Source organism: Micromonospora sp. NPDC049101, from assembly GCF_040648675.1.
In the GTDB taxonomy this organism is placed as follows: Bacteria; Actinomycetota; Actinomycetes; order Mycobacteriales; family Micromonosporaceae; genus Micromonospora.
Genome location: NZ_JBEZED010000007.1, coordinates 198,173 through 215,153 on the forward strand (window position 1 = coordinate 198,173; position 16,981 = coordinate 215,153).

Sequence of the window (16,981 nt, forward strand, 5' to 3'; positions counted from 1 at the left end):
GGCACTCCGCTCGAATCGACAGCCCGCGTCGGGCCGGTCAGTAGACGAGCGCCTGCGCGCCCTCGGCCATCGCCTCCTCGACGAAGACCGCCGCACCCGCGATCCGGACCCCGGGCAGGACGTCGTCCGGGCCGATCTCCCGGCGGGCCGCGCACTGGGTGCAGGCCGTCACCCGGCCGCTGGTCAGGATGACGTGCAACAGCTCGGCCAGCGGCGCGGAGTGCGGCAGCTCGAACTGTTGCGCACGACCGGGCAGGGCGAACCAGGTCGACTCACCGGTCAACCAGAGCGACACGTCCACTCCGGCCGCGACGGCCGTCGCGGCGACCGTGAATGCCTGTGCGCACCGCTCCGGGGCGTCCGCCCCCGCGGTGACCTTGACGACGAGAGTGCGGGCCATGTGGCCCAGCATAGGATGGCCGGGATGGTTACCGAGATCGGGTTTGTCAGCCTGTTGGTCGCTGGCCTGGGCGGGCTCGCCGGTGGCCTGGTCTACCTTGCCGTACGCATTTCGAGAGGACGCTGGTGACGCTGGTGAGCGACGAGAATCCGCTGCAGCCGCCGTGGCTGAACGCGCCGCCGGTCGAGGAGTACCCGTTCGAGGAGAGTCACGACCTGCGGGTCGGGCCGAAGCTGCATCCCGCGCTGGACGGCCTGCTGCCCTACGTCGGTCTGTGGCGCGGCCGGGGCAAGGGTGGTTTCCCCACCATCGAGGATTTCGACTACGCGCAGGAGATCCGGATCAGCCACGACGGCCGACCGTTCCTGCACTACGAGTCCCGTGCCTGGATCCTGGACGAGCAGAGCAGGCCGGTCCGGCCGGCCGGCCGTGAGATCGGCTGGTGGCGACCGGTGCTGGTGGACGGACGCGCGACAGATGAGCTGGAGGTGCTGCTGACCACGCCCACGGGGGTGATGGAGCTGCACCTGGGCAAGCGCACCGGCACGCAGGTGGAGTTGGCCACCGACGCGGTGGTACGCACTCCGACCGCCAAGGAGGTCACCGGCGGGAAGCGGCTCTTCGGCATCGTCGAGGGCGCGCTGCTCTACGCCCAGGAGATGGCCGCGATGGGGCACGGGCTCAGCCCGCACCTCTCCGCCCGGCTCGTCCGGGTCGGCGGCTGACCAGGGTTGGTGTCAACGCCCTGGGCCCGCCGCAGGCCGGCCAGGGGCTTTTGGCACAGGCGCTAGACGGGGTAACCCAGCAGGGACTGTAGGGCGGGGGTGCGCGGGCAGCGGTCCCGACGCACCCCGTCCAGCGTGTGGACCTCGACGGCCCCGCGCACGGACGAGGTGAACCACACGCCGTCCGCCGCGTGCAGCTCGGCGGTGGTCACCATCCGCTCGGCGGCGTTCAGGCCCAGCTCGCCGGCGTGGGCGAGCAGCCAGGCGACTGTCGTGCCGGCGAGGATGCCGGTGGTGGCGGCCGGCACCGTGCAGAGCGTGTCGTCGGTGAGCCACACCACGTTGGCCCAGGGGCCCTCCAGGGCGTACCCGTCGGAGGAGACCCACAGCACGTCGTCCACCCCGGCCCGGTTGGCCCAGCGGCGGGCGGCGCTGTTGACCGCGTACGACGTGGATTTGATCCCGGCGGGCAGCCAGCTCAGCCCGTTGCGGGCGTCGGCGGGCACCCCGAGCGGCAGGGTGGCCACCCCGATCCCGTCCCGGCGGGCTGCCCGGGAGGCCGCCGGCACCTCGGCCAGCGTGGCGTAGACCGTCGGCGGTCCGCCGCTCTCCGGGCCTCGCGTGCAGACCAGCCGAAGTGTCCCTTCCACAGCCGCTGGCCAGCCTGCGCGTACCTCGTCGAGCAGGTCGATCAGCGCCGCGGTGGGCGGCACGGCCAGTTCGACGGCGTCGGCGGCCGCGACCAGGCGGGCCAGGTGTTCGTCGCGCAGCCACGGCCGGCCCTGACGGAGGTGCATGGTCTCGAAGAGGCCGTCGCCACGGAGGACGCCGAGGTCGTCACCGCGGAGCACCGGATCGCCGGCCGCCACCGGGCCGCGCCCGAGGACGGCGATTCGCGTGGTCGGCTGGGTCGCGGTCGTACCGGTGGGCGTCGTCACCATGACCGTCGAGCGTAGCGGCGGTCGATCGCGGTGCGCGGACCGGCATGGTGGCCGAACTATGATCGGAGGGTGTCCGAATCCTCCCTCGCGGAAATGCTGCGGGCCCGTGGGCTGCGGCTGACGGCCCAGCGGCAGCTCGTCCTCCAGGCGGTGCTCGATCTGGGCCACGCCACACCGGAGCAGGTGCACACCGCGGTCCGGGAGGTCGCCGCCGGCGTCAACATCACCACCATCTACCGCACGCTGGAGCTGCTGGAACGGCTCGGCCTGGTCACCCACACCCACCTGTCGCACGGCTCACCGACCTATCACGCCGCGGGTGAGCACCAGCACGTCCACCTGGTCTGCCGGGAGTGTGGGGCGATCGACGAGATCGATCCGCTGCTGCTCCGCCCACTCGCCGACGAGTTGGTCGCGCAGCGCGGGTTCCGGGTGGATATCGGGCACGTGTCACTCTTCGGCGTCTGCGCACGCTGCGAGAACGGGGACAACAAATGATCGACATCGCGGGTGCGGTGGCCGTCGAGAGCATCGACGAGGCCAGCCGCGACCAGCCGGATCCGGCGCACGTCGCGGCCGGGGTGCGGGGGGTGGCCGCGCACTACGGCGACCCGCTGCGTGAGCAGCGCACCCTCGACACCGAGGTCGGCCTGGTCGACCGGTCGCACCGGGGGGTCATCGCGGTGCCCGGGGAGGAGCGCGCCGGGTGGTTGCACACGATCACCTCGCAGTACCTGACGACGCTGGCCGCCGGTGAGGGCACCGAGCTGCTGGTGCTCTCCCCGCACGGCCACGTCGAGCAGCACGCGCTCGTCGCCGAGGACGGCGAGACGGCGTGGCTGGACACCGAGCCGGGTGCGACCGAGGGCCTGCTGACCTACCTGGAGAAGATGCGGTTCTTCAGCCGGGTCGACCCGCGCGACGCGACCGCCGAACGGGCGTTGCTGTCGCTTGTCGGGCCGGCGGCGACGGAGGCGCTGGCCACGCTCGGCGTGACCGGGCTGGCCGAACCGGACCTGGTCGCGGTGCCCGGCCCGAAGTTCGCCGCCGGCGCCGTCCCACCACGGGCGAGCGTCCGGTACGACGTCAAACCGCTGCCGATCGGCGGCTGGGCACGACGGGGCCTGCTCGGGGTGGACCTGCTGGTGCCCCGCCCGGCAATGGATCAGGTGGTGGCCGAGCTGCGTGGCGCGGGCGTGCCGGTCGCCGGCCTGTGGGCGTACGAGGCGATCCGGGTGGCCGCCCGGCAGCCCCGGGTCGGGGTGGACACCGACCACCGGACCATTCCCGCCGAGGTGGATCTGATCGGCCCGGCGGTGCACCTGGACAAGGGTTGTTACCGGGGGCAGGAGACGGTGGCCCGGGTGCACAACATGGGCCGGCCGCCGCGTCGCCTCGTCCTGCTGCACCTGGACGGGGTGACCACCGATCAGCCGCCGACCGCCGGTACGCCGGTGACCCTCGACGGTCGGGCGGTCGGCTTCGTCGGCACCGCCGTGCTGCACCACGAGCTGGGCCAGGTCGCCCTCGCGGTGCTGAAGCGGAACGTCCCGGACGACGCCGCGCTGATGATCGGGGAGACCGCGGCGGCGATCGACCCCTCCTGAGCGGGCCGTCTAGGATCGCCGGCATGACGACAGGGACGTTGATCACGGTGGCTCCGACCGGCGCGGAGTCGGCCAAGGCGGAGGTGCCGGCCCTGCCGGTGACCCTCGACGAGCTGCTGCTCACCGCGAAGGAGTGCGAGGCGCTCGGCGCCGCAGTGATCCACGTCCACATCCGCGACGACGAGGCCCGGCCGACGCTGGACCCGGTGCGGCTGGCCGACACGGTGGCGGCGCTGCGGGCCAGCACCGACCTGATCGTGCAGCTCTCCTCCGGCGGGGCGGTGACCGACCCGGAGGCCGCCCGGCTGGCCGTGCTCGACGCCCGGCCGGACATGGCCTCCTGCACCATGGGCACCGTCAACTTCGGCGACGACGTCTTCCTCAACCGCTGGGAGTTCATCGTCGACCTGCACACCCGGATGCAGGAGCGCGGGATCGTTCCGGAGTACGAGATCTTCGACCTCGGCCACCTGTCCGCGTTGCAGCGACTGCTCGGCAAGTACGGGCTGCCGGCCGGCGGGCACGTGCACGTCGACTTCGTGATGGGGGTGCCGGGCGGCATGCCGGGCACCACCGAGACGCTTGTCGCCGCCCATCGGATGCTGCGCGACCTGCCCGAGGGCACCACCTTCTCGGCCACCGGCGTCGGCCGCAGCACCCTCCCAGTGCTGTTGGCCGCGCTGTCGACGGGCGGGCACCTGCGCGTCGGTATGGAGGACACGGTGACGTACGCGAAGGGCCGCCCGGTGGAGTCCAACATGCAGTTGGTCGCCCGCGCGGTGGGTTTCGCCCAGCTCGCCCAGCGCCCGCCGCTGACCACCACCGAGGCCCGCGAGCTGCTCGGCCTGTAAGGACGGGTGCGTCCCACGCCCCTGTCACCCGGGCGGTGGACGACCTGGTCACCCCGCCGACGGGCACCCCGGGACCGTCGGTACCGTCCAGCGCGTGACGAAGACGTACGAGGGCGGCGCGCCGCTCGCCGAGGTGGTCCGGTCCGGGTTCGTGGAGGGTGCGCACCGCGGCTCGGTGGTGGTGCTGGACGCCGCCGGTGTGCCGGTGGCCACCGCCGGGGACGTGCATTCGCCGGTCTTTCCCCGGTCGGCCAGCAAGCCGATGCAGGCGATCGGGATGCTTCGGGCCGGTCTGGTTCTGACCGACCCGGCCGACCTGGCCCTGGTGTCGGCGAGCCATGCGGGTGAGGACTTCCACCTGGCCCGGGTCGGTGCGCTGCTGGAGCGCGCCGGGCTGGACGCGGAAGCGTTGCACTGCCCGCCCGACCTGCCGGTGGGCACGGCCGCCCGGGAGGCGGTGCTGCGCGCCGGTGGCGGCCCGAGCAGGGTGCAGATGAACTGCTCCGGTAAGCACAGCGGGATGCTGCTGACCTGCGCGGCCGCCGGTTGGCCGCAGGAGGGCTACTGGCGGCCGGAGCACCCGTTGCAGCAGCGGTTGCGGGCGGCCATCGAGGAGTTCACCGGCGAGCGGGCGGCGGCGGTGGGCGTGGACGGTTGCGGCGCCCCGGTGCTCGCCGTGTCGCTGACCGGCCTGGCCGGGGCGTACCTCCGGCTTGTCGACGCCGAGCCTGGCTCGGCGCCGCGCGCGGTGGCCGATGCCATGCGCGCGCACCCGGAGATCGTGGGTGGCACCCAGGCCGACGACACCCGGCTGATGCGCGGCGTCCCGGGCCTGCTGGCCAAGGTCGGTGCCGAGGGCGTGTTCGCGGTGGCGCTACCGGGCGTCGGCGCCGTCGCGCTGAAGATCGACGACGGTGCCGACCGCGCCCGGATGCCGGTGTTGGTCTCCGCGCTGCGCCGGCTCGGCGTGGACGCGCCGGTGCTGACCGAGTACGCGGAGGTGCCGCTCTTCGGCGGCGGGGTCCCGGTCGGCGCGGTCCGCCCGCTCTGGTGACACCACCGGTCCGGCGGCCCGGCTCGGCGGCCAACGCCCGGAACGAACGCTACACCGCACGGGTGTAGCGCTCGTCGCGGTAGGTCCGCCGGCGGGTGGTGCTCTCGGCCGCCTGACGTCGCCGCGGCCGGGCCTGCTGCGGGCCTTAGCTCAGGAAGTCGAGCAGTGCGGCGTTGACCGGCTCCGGACGCTCCAGCGGCAGCAGGTGCGCGGCGTCCGGCACGTCGGGCAGTCGTACCGCGCCGGGGACCTCGGCGGCGATCCGGTCGGCGAGTCGACTGATGTCCGGCACGTCCGCGGCACCGGCGGTGACCAGGACGGGGATCCTCAGCTCGCCGAGGCGGCCGATCGCCGGTGGCGTCAGCTCGCCCACCTCGACCGCGCCGAGCGCCAACTCGGCGGCGAGGGCGCGCTGGTCCATCTCCTGCGCGAACGCGAGCAGTTCCGGGTCGACGTCCTCCGGTCGGCGGGCCGGGCCCACCACCCAGAACCGCACCTCGCCGGCCGCCCCGGCGACGAAGTCGTCGGGATCGACCTCCCCGACCAGGCTGTCCCAGAGGTCGTTGGCCTCCTCGGACCACTCGTTGCCGGAGACCGCGGTGTCGAACAGCGCGAGCGCGCTCACCCGGTCGGGGTGGGCCAGCGCGGTGTCGATGGCGACCGACCCGCCGAAGGAGCAGCCGACCAGGGCGGCCCGGGGCAGGTCGAGCGCGTCCAGCAGCCCGGCCACGTCGTCGTGGTGTGCGAACGGGGTCGGGGGCAGCTCAGAATCTCCGTAGCCGCGCAGGTCCGGAACGATCACCCGGTGCCGGGTGGCGAGCGCGGGCAGCTGCCCCCGCCACATCCGCCGGTCGGCGATGCCGGCGTGCAGCAGCACGACGGGCGAACCCGTGCCGGCCTCGTCGTACGCGATGCTTGCTCCATTGACTGTGATCTTGTGCACGAACGGACCGTACGGATCGGCGAAGCGGTGCGCAAACGGGTGCTGAGACGTCGCTAACTATGGCTAGCGTTTTGCTTGCAAGAGCTAGCGCGGCCGGTTAGCGTCGCTGTCATGGCCACACCGAAGGACCTTCCCGACGTCGGCGGGTTCATCCGCGATCTGCGGCGCAACGCCAAGATCTCGCTGAGGCAGCTCGCCGAGCAGGCGGGGGTCAGCAATCCGTACCTCAGCCAGATCGAGCGCGGCCTGCGCAAGCCGAGCGCCGAGGTGCTTCAGCAACTGGCGAGCGCGCTGCGGGTGTCCACCCCCGCGATGTACCTGCGCGCCGGTCTGCTCGACGACAAGGAAGGCCACGGCGTGCTCGCCGCCATCGCCGTGGACGCCGACCTGACGATGGCCCAGAAGCAGTCGCTCAGCCAGATCTACGAGACGTTCCGTCGGGAGAACGCCCGGCTGGCCGAGGCCCGGGCCGACACCGAGGGCGAGGGCACCGGCGCGACCGCCCCGACCGCCCCGACCGCCCCGACCGGCTCGACCACCCCGACCGACGTCGCCGACCAGCCCGCCGACGTGGCCAACCTGGCCGCCACCGGCCCCACCACCGCAGGCGGCACCCCGACCGAGGCCGTGCTCGAGTCGGTTGCCGTCACCGAGGCGGGCGCCGCCCCCGCCCCGCGCAGCACCAGCACCCCCGAGAAGAAGGCCGCCGCGGCGGCCGAAGAGGAGACGTCATGAGCGAGCCGAAGACCAACCGCATCCCCGCCCCGATCTACGCCGCCGCCGGAGCCGGTGAGTTGGCCATCGAGCAGCTGCGCAAGCTGCCCGCCGTGGTCGGCGTCCTCGGCACCCGGGTCGTCGCCGACCTGGGTGGTCGGGCCGTGCTGACCGGCTTCGAGTTGCGTCAGAAGGCCACCGAGACGCTGCGTACCGCCAATGAGACGGCCGGGACGCTGCGCGACCGGGCGCAGGCCGAGCTGGACCTGACCAAGCTCCGCGAGTCGGCCGACCTGGCCAAGCTCCGCGAGGTTGCCGACCTGGCCAAGCTGCGCGAGGTCACCGACCTGGACAAGCTGCGTGCCGCCGCGACCCGCAACGCCATCATGGTGTTCGCGGGAGCGCAGGCCGCCCAGGAGCGGGCCTTCGCCGCGTACGGTGCGCTTGTCGCCCGTGGTGAGCGGGTCGTCGGCGCCGGTGTGCTGGAGGCCGCCGAGACGGTCAACGCCGACATCGAGGCCACCCAGGCGGTGACGCCCGTCACCACGGCCCCCGCCGCCACGGCCACCGCGCCGACCGAGGTGCCGACCCCGACCGAGGTGCCGACCCCGACCGAGGTGCCGACCCCGGCCGACGTGCCGACCCCGGCCGACGTGGCGGAGATCGCCGAGGCCAAGCCGGCCGCCGTCAAGAAGGCAGCCCGTGCCCCGAAGGCCCCCAAGCCGGCCGCGACCCCGTCGGCGAAGCTGCCCGGGGCCACCAAGCGGACCCGCCCGGCGGCCGAGTAGTTCGACCGGTCGACGACCCCGGCGGCGTCCTTGTCGGACGTAGCCGGGGTCGTGGACATAAACTTGCCGGCATGGCCAACGCCGCGCCGATCTTCGCCTTCGCCGTCCGTGAAGTGATCCAGCTGATCCTGCTCGTCTTCGCGCTCATCGTCCAGGGTGTCGCCCTGGTGCACGCGATCACGCAGCGCTCCGACGCCTTCCCGGCCATCGGCACGCTACCCAAGGGCGGCTGGATCGCCATCCTGGCGGTCTGCCTCGTGCTCACCCTGCTCGGCTTCGGCCCGATCAGCCTCTTCGGACTTGTCGGCATCGCCGCCGGTCTGATCTACCTCCTCGATGTCCGAGTCGGCCTCCGCGAACTCGGTGACGGCAAAGGGTCCTGGTGAGAGGTTTCCGCTGGCCACCCCCACCGGACAGCGGGCCCCGCACCTGGGGCCCCGGCCCCGGTGGGCCGCGGACCGGCCGACCGGCGCTGCCGGAGCCGGAGACCGAGCTGGTCACCACCCCGCACGACGTACGGCTGGAGCGGTTGGTCACCGGCACCGGTAACCCGGTCACCGTCTTCGCGCACGGGCTGGGCAACGGCATCGCCACCACCCGCCCGTTCGGCAGCGGGGTGACCGGCCGCAAGGTGTTCTTCCAGTTCCGGGGGCACGGCCGTTCCGATGCCCCGGACGGGTCGTGGGACTACCTGGACCTGGCCCGGGATCTGCGCGCGATCGCGGACCTCGGCGGGGCCAGCCGGGCGTTCGGCGCGAGCCTCGGTGCGGGTGCCCTCTGTCGCCTGCTCGCGGAGAGCCCGGAGCGTTTCGAGAAGCTTGTCTTCTTCCTGCCGGCGGCGCTCGACGAGCCGCGCGGGCCGGTCGCCCACGAACGGATCATGGGTCTGTTGGAGGCGGTGGAGAGCGGGGACGCGTCGGCGGTCGCCGACGTCGTCTCCCTGGAGATGCCCCCGGCGGTGCGCAACACTCCGGCCGGCTGGGCGTACCTGCGGCAGCGGCTCGACCAACTGCTGCGCGACGGTTTGGCCGGAGGGCTGGCCACGCTCGCGGCGCAGACGTCGCTGCGCCAGATCGGTGACCTGGCGGCGGTCACCGCGCCGGCGCTGGTCATCGGCTGCGTGGGCGACGACCTGCATCCGGTCGAGGTCGCCGAGCGACTCGCCGCCGCGCTGCCGCAGGCCACCCTGCACGTGTACGACAGGCCGGGCGTCCTCTGGACGGAGCGCGCCGACCTGCGGGAGCGCATCGCCGGCTTCCTCAACGAGTAACGTGCCCTGTCATGGGTGTCACACAACACGGCCGCACACACCGACTCGACCTCGCCGACCCGACCCTGCGCGAGTGGACCTGTACGGTCCTGCACGCCGACCCGGAGCAGGGCATCGTGCTGGACCGATCGGCGTTCTACCCGGGCGGCGGCGGCCAACCACCGGACCACGGCGTGCTGCTGTGGCAGGGCGTGCAGACCCGGATCGTCGGCACCCGCAAGGGCGACGACCTCTACCTGATCCCCGCCGAGGGTGACCCGCTGCCGCCGGCCGGCACCGAGGTCGTCGGCGCGCTGGAGGACGAGCGCCGCAGCCGGCTGATGCGTACCCACTCGGGCCTGCACGTGCTCTGCGGTGTGGTGTTCCGCGACTTCGGCGCGCTGGTGACCGGAAACTCGATGGAGCCGGGCGAGGCCCGGATGGACTTCAACCTCCCCGAGGTGCCCCCGGACTTCAAGAGCCGCATCGAGGAGTTGGTCAACGCCGAGGTGGCCGCCGACCGGGCGGTCGCCACCCGGGTGCTGCCGCGTACCGAGGCGCTGGCCCTGCCGGACATCATCCGTACCCAGTCCAACCTCATTCCGCCGGACGAGCAGGAGGTCCGGATCGTCGACATCGTCGGGCTGGACGTGCAGGCCGACGGCGGCACCCACGTCGCGTCCACCGCGCAGATCGGCAAGGTGCAGGTGGTCAAGGTGGAGAGCAAGGGCCGGGCCAACCGCCGGGTACGCGTCCGACTTGTCGATTGACAAATTCGGACGGCGGTTGTCAGGTATCGCTGACAATCTCGCAGGTATGACACAGCCGCTCGTAGGAAAGATCGCGCTCGTCGCCGGTGCCACCCGGGGTGCGGGCCGGCAGATCGCCGTCCAGCTCGGCGCCGCTGGTGCCACCGTCTACGCCACCGGTCGCAGCAGCCGCGCCGGCCGTTCGGAGATGGACCGGCCGGAGACCATCGAGGAGACCGCCGAGCTGGTCACCGCGGCCGGCGGCACCGGCATCGCCGTGCGGGTCGACCACCTGGTGCCCGAACAGGTCCGCGACCTGGTCGCCCGGATCGACGCCGAGCAGGGCCGACTCGACGTGCTGGTCAACGACATCTGGGGCGGCGACCCCCTGGTGACCTGGGAAAAGCCGGTCTGGGAGCAGCCGCTGGAGGCGGGTTTCCGCACCCTGCGACTGGCCATCGACACGCACATCATCACCAGCCACTTCGCCCTGCCCCTGCTGATCCGTAAGCCCGGCGGTCTGGTGGTGGAGATGGGCGACGGGACCAAGGCGTACAACGACGAGAACTACCGGCTGTCGGTCTTCTACGACCTGGCCAAGGTCTCGGTCAACCGGCTCGCCTTCAGCCAGGCGCACGAGCTGAAGCCGCACGGCTGCACGGCGGTGGCGCTCACCCCCGGGTGGATCCGCTCCGAGGCGATGCTGGAGCACTTCGGCGTCACCGAGGACAACTGGCGCGACGGTGCCGCCACCGACCCGAACTTCCTCATCTCGGAGACCCCGGCCTTCGTCGGCCGGGCGGTGGCCGCGCTCGCCGCCGACGAGGAGAAGGACCGCTGGAGCGGCAGGTCCGTCGACGCCGGCACGCTGTCCAAGGTGTACGGGTTCACCGACCTCGACGGCAGCCAACCAGAGGGCTTCCGCTACATCACCGAGGTGGTCGACGCGGGTAAGCCGGCGGACGTCACCGGCTACCGGTAGAGCGCGCCGAGGCGGTCGGCCGCCTCGGCGAACAGCTTCCGCAGCTCGGGTGGATCGAGCACCTCCACCTCGGGGCCGAGCCCCAGCAGTTGGTGGTACGCCACCTGGACCGACTCGACGGGCAGCCGGGCCACCACCCAGCCCTGCCCGTCGGGCGGACTGGCGGCGGCGACCAGTTCGTCGTACACGAAGGGGGCATCGACCAGGTGCCGGAGCTGGCGCAGGCCGGCGGGGCTGAGCCGGACGGCGACCTCGGCCCGCAGCATGGTCCGCAGGAACGACCCGGCCTGCTCGCGCCAGTGCCCGGCCAGGTCGAAGCCCCCGTCGCGGTCGAAGTGCTCCTCGCCCACCTCGACCCCGGTGACCCGGTCCACCCGGTAGGTGCGCACACCGTCGCCGACCCGGCCGACCAGATACCAGACCCCACTCTTCAGGACCAGTCCGTACGGCTCGACCCGGCGGCTCACCTCCCGGTCGCCGCGCCGGTAGCGCAACTCCACCACCCGGTCCGCCCAGACCGCCCGGGCCAGCTCGGGAAGCCAGAGCGGTGGCGCGGTCTCCCGGAACCAGCCCGGTACGTCCAGGTGGAACCGCTGCCCGGTACGGGCCGGGGCGTCGCGCAGGGCGGGTGGCAGTGCGGCGAGCACCTTCAGCTCGGCGGACGCGACCGCGTCGGCGAGGCCCATCTCGCCGGCCGGCCCGGGTAGGCCGCTGAGGAAGAGCGCCTCCGCCTCGTCCCGGGTCAGCCCGGTCAGTCGGGTGCGGTAGCCGCCGAGCAGCCGGTAACCGCCGGCCCGACCCCGGTCCGCGTACACCGGCACCCCGGCGGCGGAGAGGGCCAGCACGTCCCGGTAGACGGTCCGCTCGGAGACCTCCAACTCCCGCGCCAGCTCGCTCGCGGTCATCGATCCGCGCGACTGCAACAGCAACAGCAACGAGATCAGTCGGGAGGCACGCACCCGCCCATCCTGCCCCGCTCACCGTCGGGCGGATCCGATCACCGCTCGCTAGGCTGCTCGATCGTGGATGCCAGCAGAATCGCCAGCCCGGTGACCGGGGTCGTCGGACGCTTCCTCGCCGGGGCGGGGCTGCTCCTGCGTGGGCTGGGCCTCTACGTCCGCAGCCCGGGGTTGATGCTGCTCGGCATCGTGCCGGCGCTGATCTCCGGTGCGCTGTTCCTGGCCGCGCTCGCCACGCTCGTGTACTTCGTGGACGACCTCGCCGCGCTCGTCACCCCGTTCGCCGACGGCTGGTCGAGCACCTCCCGCAGCCTGGTCCGGGTGATTGCCGGGCTGGCCTTCCTGGGGGTTGGCGGCCTGCTCGGAGTGCTCACCTTCACCGCGGTGACCCTGGTCATCGGCGACCCGTTCTACGAAAAGATCTCCGAGCAGGTCGAGCAGCGGTACGGCGGCACGCCCGGCGCGGTGGACGTGCCCTTCTGGTCGTCGCTGCGTCGCAGCCTCGCCGACTCGGTACGGCTGGTGGCGCTCACGGCGCTGGTCGGGATTCCGCTGTTCCTCGCCGGCTTCATCCCGGTGGTCGGGCAGACTGTCGTTCCGGTCATCGGGGCGGCGGTAGGCGGGTGGTTCCTCGCCGTGGAGCTGGTCGGTGCACCGTTCTACCGGCGGGGGATGCGGCTGCCGCAGCGCCGGACGATCCTGAAGACCGACCGAGCCACCTCGCTCGGTTTCGGGGTGGCGGTCTTCCTCTGCTTCCTCATCCCGCTCGGCGCGGTGCTGATCATGCCGGCGGCGGTCGCCGGTGCCACCCTGCTGGCCCGTCGATCGTTGGGCCAATCGATCGAGAGGGACTGACATGGAGATCACCCTGGTCGAGGGGGACATCACCACCCAGCGGGTGGACGCCGTCGTGAACGCCGCGAACTCCTCCCTGCTCGGCGGCGGTGGCGTCGACGGCGCGATCCACCGGCGCGGCGGGCCGGCCATCCTGGCCGAGTGCCGGGCGCTGCGGGCGTCCCACTACGGCAGGGGCCTGCCCACGGGTCAGGCGGTGGCGACCACTGCCGGGGAGCTGCCGGCCCGCTGGGTGATCCACACCGTCGGGCCGGTCTGGTCGGCCAGCGAGGACCGGTCGGCGTTGCTGCGCGACTGCTACGCCAACAGCCTGCGGGTGGCCGACGACCTGGGCGCGTCCACTGTGGCGTTCCCGCTGATCTCCGCCGGCATCTACGGCTGGCCGCTCGACGACGCGGTCCGGCAGGCGCTGTCGGTGCTGCGCTCGGCCACGCCGGTCGCCGTCACCGGGGCACGCCTGGTGCTGTTCGGCGCCGACACCCACGCGACAGCCCGCCAGCTCTTCGACGCTGCCTGACGGCGGCCCCCGCCGCCGCGCCCGCTGCTCCCGCGCCCGCTCCCGCCTCGATCAGGTCAGGTCGGCCAGGCAGGACCACTGGGACGTCACCGGTCGGTAGCCCAGGCGGGCGTTGATCGCCAGCATGGGCGCGTTGGCCTCGTCGTTCGAGGTGTACGCGACGCGCACGCCGTTGGCGGCCGCTCGGTGCAGCGCCGCCGTCTTGGCCAGCCGGGCCAGTCCACGTCCCCGGTACGCCGGAACGCTGCCCGTGTAGTCCGACCACATCCGGTCCCCGTCCCGCTTCACGAGGCTGAAGGCGGCCACCACGCCGTCGACCTCGGCGGCGACGCTGGCCGTCTTGTCCAGCCCGAGGTTGTCCCACACGTCGTACTGCCAGCTCTCGTAGCTCTTCGCGTCGACCGGCACGTCGCTCGGTTCGTCGACGGCCGAGGCCACGTCCGCCACGTACAGCAGGTGCGGGTCCACATCGGCGATCGGACGCAGCCGTACGCCGGGGGGAGGCTCGGGCAGCGCGGGTGCCGGATTCAGGTCGAGCGCCGAGTAGCGAACCTCTCGGCTGGGCTCGTAGCCGTGTCGACGGGCGAACGGCAGCGCATCCGGCAGTGCCATCGCACGTACCCGGCGGATTCCCAACGGGCGGAGGTAGTCGGTCGCGGCGGTCAGCAACGCCGTCCCGATGCCCCGCCGCCGGTGCTCCGGGTGCACGTGCAGCAGGTTGATGCCACCGACGTCCGCCGCTGCGGTCGTCCCGATGCGTTCGGCGGACACCCAACCGACCACGCGATCGTCGGCTTCGGCGACGAACGCGGTCCAGTCCTCCTCGGGCGGCGGCTCGGCGATCATCTTCCGGGTCGACTCGACCCCGCGCACGAGGTACGGGAAGACCGTCGCCCGCAGGGCCACCACCGCCGGGGCGTCGTCCGGCTGCGCCACACGGATCCGCATGTCAGGCCCCCGCCCGTACGGCGGCGACGGCCTCGACCTCGACGAGTTGGTCGGGGTAGCCGAGCACGGTGACGCCGAGCAGGGTGCTGGGCGGGTCGTGGTCGCCGAAGAAGTCGCGCACCACCTCCCAGACGGTCACCAGGTCGGCCTGCCGGGAGGACGCCACGTACACGGTGGTCTTGACGACGTCGGTGCGGGTGGCACCGGCCGCCGCGAGGGCGGTCTGGAGATTCGCCAGCACCTGCCGGGCCTGTGCGGCGTGATCGCCCGGCGCGACGGTGCGACCCTCGGCGTCCAGCGGGCACGCGCCGGCGGTGAAGACCAGTCGGGCGGTTGGCTCGACGGTGGCCGCGTACGCGTATTCGGCGACGTCGGATAGTGCGGGGACGCGCAGCAACGCGACATGATCAGGCATGGTGGCGAGGCTAACGATGATCGCCCGCCGCAGCGAGGAGTTAAGCCCGCGCCCGGCACGCCGAGGAGGCAGCAACTTCAGGGTTGTTGGTGCCTCCGGACGCCGTGAGGCGCCAACAACCCCGAAGTTGTGCGGATCTTGCCGCGGGCACGCGGCACGCGGGGCCGCGTTCGGGCGGGTGCGACCGGTCAGGCGGAGGCGCGGCGGATCAGTTCGGTCGGGAGCATGACCGCCTGCTCGATCGTCTCCCCGGCGGCCAGCCTGAGTAGTTGACGGGTCATCCGCCGGCCGAGTTCCACGATCGGCTGCCGGACGGTGGTCAGCGGTGGCTCGGTGTACGCGGCGGTCTCGATGTCGTCGAAGCCGACCACGGCGACGTCCTCCGGCACCCGCCGGCCGGCTTCGCGCAGCGTCCGCAGTGCGGCGTGTGCCATCAGGTCGGAGGCGGCGAAGACGGCATCCAGGTCGGGGTGCTCGGTGAGCAGTTGACGCATCGCCGCCGACCCGGACTCCCGGGTGAAGTCACCGACGGCGATCAGCTCGGGCAGCCCCGCGTCGGTTACCGCGCTGCGGTAACCGCTGAGCCGTTCGATGCCGGCGACCATGTCCTGCGGGCCGGCGATGGTGGCGATCCGCCGACGACCGCTGTTGATCAGGTGTCGGATGGCCGCGGTCACGCCGGCCACGTGGTCGACGTCGACGTACGGCACGGGCACGTCGCCGAGCGGCCGGCCGCTGACCACCACCGGGATGCCGAGCCGGGCGAGCGTGCCGGGCAGCGGGTCGGCACCGTGCAGCGAGGCGAAGAGCACCCCGTCGACGTGCCGGCCGGTGGTGTACCGCTCGACCCGGTGGTGCCCGGCCGGTGAGCCGGCGAGCATCAGCACCAGTTGCTTGTCGGCCGCCTCCAGCTCCTGGCTGACGCCGCGGATGATGCCAGGGAAGACCTGGTCGTCGGAGAAGACCCGGGTGGCCGCCTCCGGCATGACCAGGGCGACCGAGTCGGTGCGTTGGGTGACCAGGCTGCGGGCGGCGAGGTTGGGCACGTACCCCAACTCGGCGACGGCCCGGGTGACCGCCTCCCGGATCGGCTCGGCGACGGTGGTGGAGCCGTTGACCACTCGGGACACGGTGGCCCGGGACACCCCGGCCCGCGCCGCCACCGCTTCGAGCGTCGGCCGTTGCGCCGTCGTCATCGTGCCTTCCCCCCGCTCGTCACAGCCCGTTCCGGGAAACACCCCGCGCCGCTGGGTCAGGTGGTCGACGCGCCGCGTCCCGAACCGTTCGCGGTGACCCTCGGCCCAGTAGAGGTGTCCAGGAATGACCATACGAGAAGACCGCCACGGCAGAGCGCCCCGCCGAGGGTGGCCGATGCGGCACGCCCTGTCAAGAGAGCGCTCTCTCGGGTCCACGACTCCCGACCCGATCGAGGGCGCCACCCGGCGGGGTGACGCCCTCGATCATGCCGAATCGATCACTTGGCCCGCAGGCCGTCCAGCAGGGCACGATCGCCGGCAACGACAAGCGTCTCGAAGCTCACCCGGCCCCAGAGCGCCAGCAACAGGTCGCTCGCCGTGCCGCTGACCTGCGCCCGAGCGTGATGATCGTCGTGATCGAAGATGGTCGCCGTGTCGAGCAGCGCCACCCCCTCGCCGCGCAGCCGCAAATACCACTCCTGAGCCGCGTCGGTCGCGGTGAGCTGCACCACCCCGCGCCAGTCGCCCGGCGTCCGCCGCCGACCCGCCGGCAGCCAGGTGTCCAGCACCTCGCTCACCCCGTCGGCCGCGAGCTTCGCCTCCACCGGATCACCGGCGGCGATGGCGAGCTGGGCATCCCACCGGTGCACAGCCGTCTCGTGCGCCATCCGACGCGGCCAGAAGCCGGCCTTCTTCGGCTGCGGGGCCCAGTTCCACGCCGGTGCCTCCGGGTCGAGCCCGTCGAAGACGGTCATCAGCCTGTCGTACCCCTGCTGCCACAGCTGGAGCGGGCTCACGCCCGGGTCCGCCGCAAGCGGTTCCCGGCGGGCCGGCTGAGCGGTCTGGCCGGACCCGGCGAACGACGAAACCCAGTGGTAGACGCCAGCGAGGTGCAGTGTGAGGTCGTTGACCGTCCAGCCCGGACAAGACAGAACCGGTGTCTCCGGCGGTGCCTCGGCCACCGCCGCCGCGAACGCCGGGCCCTCCGCTCGGAGCGCACCGATCCAGAAATCCTTGCTGCCCTGCAGTCTGCTCATCGCCATCCTCCCGGGGGTGCCGGGCGACCAGTGGGTGCCACGGCTATCAGT

At 72.7% G+C, this 16,981-nt stretch carries 22 protein-coding genes; 14 read left to right on the forward strand and 8 right to left on the reverse strand.

Features of this window, described 5'->3' with window-relative positions; translation table 11 throughout:
• Window positions 1-37: 37 nt before the first annotated feature.
• Window positions 38-412 (reverse strand): DsrE family protein, encoded by a 375-nt coding sequence (locus AB0B57_RS12335; RefSeq protein ID WP_204942287.1) that lies wholly within the window; start codon window positions 410-412, stop codon window positions 38-40.
• Between the two features lie 12 nt (window positions 413-424).
• On the opposite strand from AB0B57_RS12335, the gene mtfM reads away from it, so the two are divergent.
• Together mtfM and AB0B57_RS12345 are read left to right on the forward strand one after the other, a co-directional pair.
• On the forward strand, window positions 425-529 hold the full coding sequence (gene mtfM, locus AB0B57_RS12340) for a small membrane protein MtfM (RefSeq protein ID WP_030327764.1): 105 nt from the start codon (window positions 425-427) through the stop codon (window positions 527-529).
• Between the two features lie 5 nt (window positions 530-534).
• A complete protein-coding gene (locus tag AB0B57_RS12345; RefSeq protein ID WP_357068237.1) occupies window positions 535-1,125 on the forward strand; it encodes an FABP family protein in 591 nt (196 codons plus the stop codon).
• Window positions 1,126-1,187: 62 nt separating this feature from the next.
• Here AB0B57_RS12345 and AB0B57_RS12350 read toward each other — a convergent pair whose 3' ends face one another.
• A complete protein-coding gene (locus AB0B57_RS12350; protein WP_357068239.1) occupies window positions 1,188-2,066 on the reverse strand; it encodes an aminotransferase class IV in 879 nt (292 codons plus the stop codon).
• Between the two features lie 69 nt (window positions 2,067-2,135).
• On the opposite strand from AB0B57_RS12350, the gene AB0B57_RS12355 reads away from it, so the two are divergent.
• From AB0B57_RS12355 to AB0B57_RS12370, 4 genes are all read left to right on the forward strand, one after another.
• On the forward strand, window positions 2,136-2,564 hold the full coding sequence (locus AB0B57_RS12355; protein ID WP_357068241.1) for a Fur family transcriptional regulator: 429 nt from the start codon (window positions 2,136-2,138) through the stop codon (window positions 2,562-2,564).
• Window positions 2,561-3,673, forward strand: a complete 1,113-nt coding sequence (locus AB0B57_RS12360) for a folate-binding protein (RefSeq protein ID WP_357068243.1) — start codon at window positions 2,561-2,563, stop codon at window positions 3,671-3,673. The genes AB0B57_RS12355 and AB0B57_RS12360 overlap by 4 nt, the downstream gene beginning before the upstream one ends.
• A gap of 23 nt (window positions 3,674-3,696) precedes the next feature.
• Window positions 3,697-4,524: a 3-keto-5-aminohexanoate cleavage protein gene (locus AB0B57_RS12365; RefSeq protein WP_357068245.1), complete on the forward strand. Its 828-nt coding sequence runs from the start codon at window positions 3,697-3,699 to the stop codon at window positions 4,522-4,524.
• Window positions 4,525-4,618: 94 nt separating this feature from the next.
• On the forward strand, window positions 4,619-5,578 hold the full coding sequence (locus tag AB0B57_RS12370) for an asparaginase (protein WP_357068247.1): 960 nt from the start codon (window positions 4,619-4,621) through the stop codon (window positions 5,576-5,578).
• Between the two features lie 145 nt (window positions 5,579-5,723).
• Here AB0B57_RS12370 and AB0B57_RS12375 read toward each other — a convergent pair whose 3' ends face one another.
• Entirely contained in the window at window positions 5,724-6,521 is a 798-nt protein-coding gene (locus AB0B57_RS12375) for an alpha/beta hydrolase (protein WP_357068249.1), read from the reverse strand.
• Window positions 6,522-6,632: 111 nt separating this feature from the next.
• Between AB0B57_RS12375 and AB0B57_RS12380 the strand changes: the two genes are divergently transcribed.
• From AB0B57_RS12380 to AB0B57_RS12405, 6 genes are all read left to right on the forward strand, one after another.
• Window positions 6,633-7,256, forward strand: coding sequence for a helix-turn-helix transcriptional regulator (locus AB0B57_RS12380; protein ID WP_357068251.1), 624 nt, complete (start codon window positions 6,633-6,635; stop codon window positions 7,254-7,256).
• Window positions 7,253-8,023 carry a hypothetical protein gene (locus tag AB0B57_RS12385; RefSeq protein ID WP_357068253.1) on the forward strand — a complete coding sequence of 257 codons (771 nt, stop codon included), beginning with the start codon at window positions 7,253-7,255 and terminating at the stop codon, window positions 8,021-8,023. Before AB0B57_RS12380 ends, AB0B57_RS12385 begins: the two co-directional genes overlap by 4 nt.
• 71 nt (window positions 8,024-8,094) lie before the next feature.
• Window positions 8,095-8,409, forward strand: coding sequence for a DUF2516 family protein (locus AB0B57_RS12390; protein ID WP_357068255.1), 315 nt, complete (start codon window positions 8,095-8,097; stop codon window positions 8,407-8,409).
• Window positions 8,406-9,293: an alpha/beta hydrolase gene (locus AB0B57_RS12395; protein WP_357068257.1), complete on the forward strand. Its 888-nt coding sequence runs from the start codon at window positions 8,406-8,408 to the stop codon at window positions 9,291-9,293. Before AB0B57_RS12390 ends, AB0B57_RS12395 begins: the two co-directional genes overlap by 4 nt.
• Window positions 9,294-9,304: 11 nt before the next feature.
• The gene (locus AB0B57_RS12400; protein ID WP_357068259.1) at window positions 9,305-10,042 is read left to right on the forward strand and encodes an alanyl-tRNA editing protein; all 738 of its coding nucleotides are present in this window, start codon (window positions 9,305-9,307) and stop codon (window positions 10,040-10,042) included.
• A 46-nt stretch (window positions 10,043-10,088) separates the two neighbouring features.
• The gene (locus AB0B57_RS12405) at window positions 10,089-11,003 is read left to right on the forward strand and encodes an SDR family oxidoreductase (RefSeq protein WP_357068261.1); all 915 of its coding nucleotides are present in this window, start codon (window positions 10,089-10,091) and stop codon (window positions 11,001-11,003) included.
• Here the strand turns inward: AB0B57_RS12405 and AB0B57_RS12410 are convergent.
• Window positions 10,994-11,962 carry a WYL domain-containing protein gene (locus AB0B57_RS12410; RefSeq protein WP_357068263.1) on the reverse strand — a complete coding sequence of 323 codons (969 nt, stop codon included), beginning with the start codon at window positions 11,960-11,962 and terminating at the stop codon, window positions 10,994-10,996. The two genes, AB0B57_RS12405 and AB0B57_RS12410, sit on opposite strands and share 10 nt — an antisense overlap.
• 63 nt (window positions 11,963-12,025) lie before the next feature.
• Here AB0B57_RS12410 and AB0B57_RS12415 point away from each other — a divergent pair, with 63 nt between their 5' ends.
• Together AB0B57_RS12415 and AB0B57_RS12420 are read left to right on the forward strand one after the other, a co-directional pair.
• Window positions 12,026-12,817: an EI24 domain-containing protein gene (locus tag AB0B57_RS12415; protein ID WP_357068265.1), complete on the forward strand. Its 792-nt coding sequence runs from the start codon at window positions 12,026-12,028 to the stop codon at window positions 12,815-12,817.
• Between the two features lies 1 nt (window position 12,818).
• On the forward strand, window positions 12,819-13,334 hold the full coding sequence (locus AB0B57_RS12420) for an O-acetyl-ADP-ribose deacetylase (protein ID WP_357068267.1): 516 nt from the start codon (window positions 12,819-12,821) through the stop codon (window positions 13,332-13,334).
• Between the two features lie 51 nt (window positions 13,335-13,385).
• On the opposite strand, the gene AB0B57_RS12425 is transcribed toward AB0B57_RS12420, so the two are convergent.
• The 4 genes from AB0B57_RS12425 to AB0B57_RS12440 form a co-directional block, all read right to left on the reverse strand.
• The gene (locus AB0B57_RS12425; RefSeq protein ID WP_357068269.1) at window positions 13,386-14,282 is read right to left on the reverse strand and encodes a GNAT family N-acetyltransferase; all 897 of its coding nucleotides are present in this window, start codon (window positions 14,280-14,282) and stop codon (window positions 13,386-13,388) included.
• Window position 14,283: 1 nt separating this feature from the next.
• Window positions 14,284-14,697: a RidA family protein gene (locus tag AB0B57_RS12430; protein ID WP_357068271.1), complete on the reverse strand. Its 414-nt coding sequence runs from the start codon at window positions 14,695-14,697 to the stop codon at window positions 14,284-14,286.
• Window positions 14,698-14,885: 188 nt separating this feature from the next.
• A complete protein-coding gene (locus AB0B57_RS12435) occupies window positions 14,886-15,893 on the reverse strand; it encodes a LacI family DNA-binding transcriptional regulator (RefSeq protein WP_357068273.1) in 1,008 nt (335 codons plus the stop codon).
• 278 nt (window positions 15,894-16,171) lie between these two features.
• Window positions 16,172-16,930, reverse strand: coding sequence for a maleylpyruvate isomerase family mycothiol-dependent enzyme (locus AB0B57_RS12440; protein ID WP_357068275.1), 759 nt, complete (start codon window positions 16,928-16,930; stop codon window positions 16,172-16,174).
• Window positions 16,931-16,981: the final 51 nt, after the last annotated feature.

Bases quoted from the DNA above. Each gene is read 5' to 3' on its own strand.
- AB0B57_RS12430 (WP_357068271.1), bottom strand. From the start codon at position 14,697: ATGCCTGATCATGTCGCGTTGCTGCGCGTCCCCGCACTATCCGACGTC.
- mtfM (WP_030327764.1), top strand. From the start codon at position 425: ATGGTTACCGAGATCGGGTTTGTCAGCCTGTTGGTCGCTGGCCTGGGC.
- AB0B57_RS12425 (WP_357068269.1), bottom strand. From the start codon at position 14,282: ATGCGGATCCGTGTGGCGCAGCCGGACGACGCCCCGGCGGTGGTGGCC.
- AB0B57_RS12400 (WP_357068259.1), top strand. From the start codon at position 9,305: ATGGGTGTCACACAACACGGCCGCACACACCGACTCGACCTCGCCGAC.
- AB0B57_RS12420 (WP_357068267.1), top strand. From the start codon at position 12,819: ATGGAGATCACCCTGGTCGAGGGGGACATCACCACCCAGCGGGTGGAC.
- AB0B57_RS12390 (WP_357068255.1), top strand. From the start codon at position 8,095: ATGGCCAACGCCGCGCCGATCTTCGCCTTCGCCGTCCGTGAAGTGATC.
- AB0B57_RS12440 (WP_357068275.1), bottom strand. From the start codon at position 16,930: ATGAGCAGACTGCAGGGCAGCAAGGATTTCTGGATCGGTGCGCTCCGA.
- AB0B57_RS12385 (WP_357068253.1), top strand. From the start codon at position 7,253: ATGAGCGAGCCGAAGACCAACCGCATCCCCGCCCCGATCTACGCCGCC.
- AB0B57_RS12435 (WP_357068273.1), bottom strand. From the start codon at position 15,893: ATGACGACGGCGCAACGGCCGACGCTCGAAGCGGTGGCGGCGCGGGCC.
- AB0B57_RS12380 (WP_357068251.1), top strand. From the start codon at position 6,633: ATGGCCACACCGAAGGACCTTCCCGACGTCGGCGGGTTCATCCGCGAT.
- AB0B57_RS12365 (WP_357068245.1), top strand. From the start codon at position 3,697: ATGACGACAGGGACGTTGATCACGGTGGCTCCGACCGGCGCGGAGTCG.
- AB0B57_RS12405 (WP_357068261.1), top strand. From the start codon at position 10,089: ATGACACAGCCGCTCGTAGGAAAGATCGCGCTCGTCGCCGGTGCCACC.
- AB0B57_RS12350 (WP_357068239.1), bottom strand. From the start codon at position 2,066: ATGGTGACGACGCCCACCGGTACGACCGCGACCCAGCCGACCACGCGA.
- AB0B57_RS12335 (WP_204942287.1), bottom strand. From the start codon at position 412: ATGCTGGGCCACATGGCCCGCACTCTCGTCGTCAAGGTCACCGCGGGG.
- AB0B57_RS12360 (WP_357068243.1), top strand. From the start codon at position 2,561: ATGATCGACATCGCGGGTGCGGTGGCCGTCGAGAGCATCGACGAGGCC.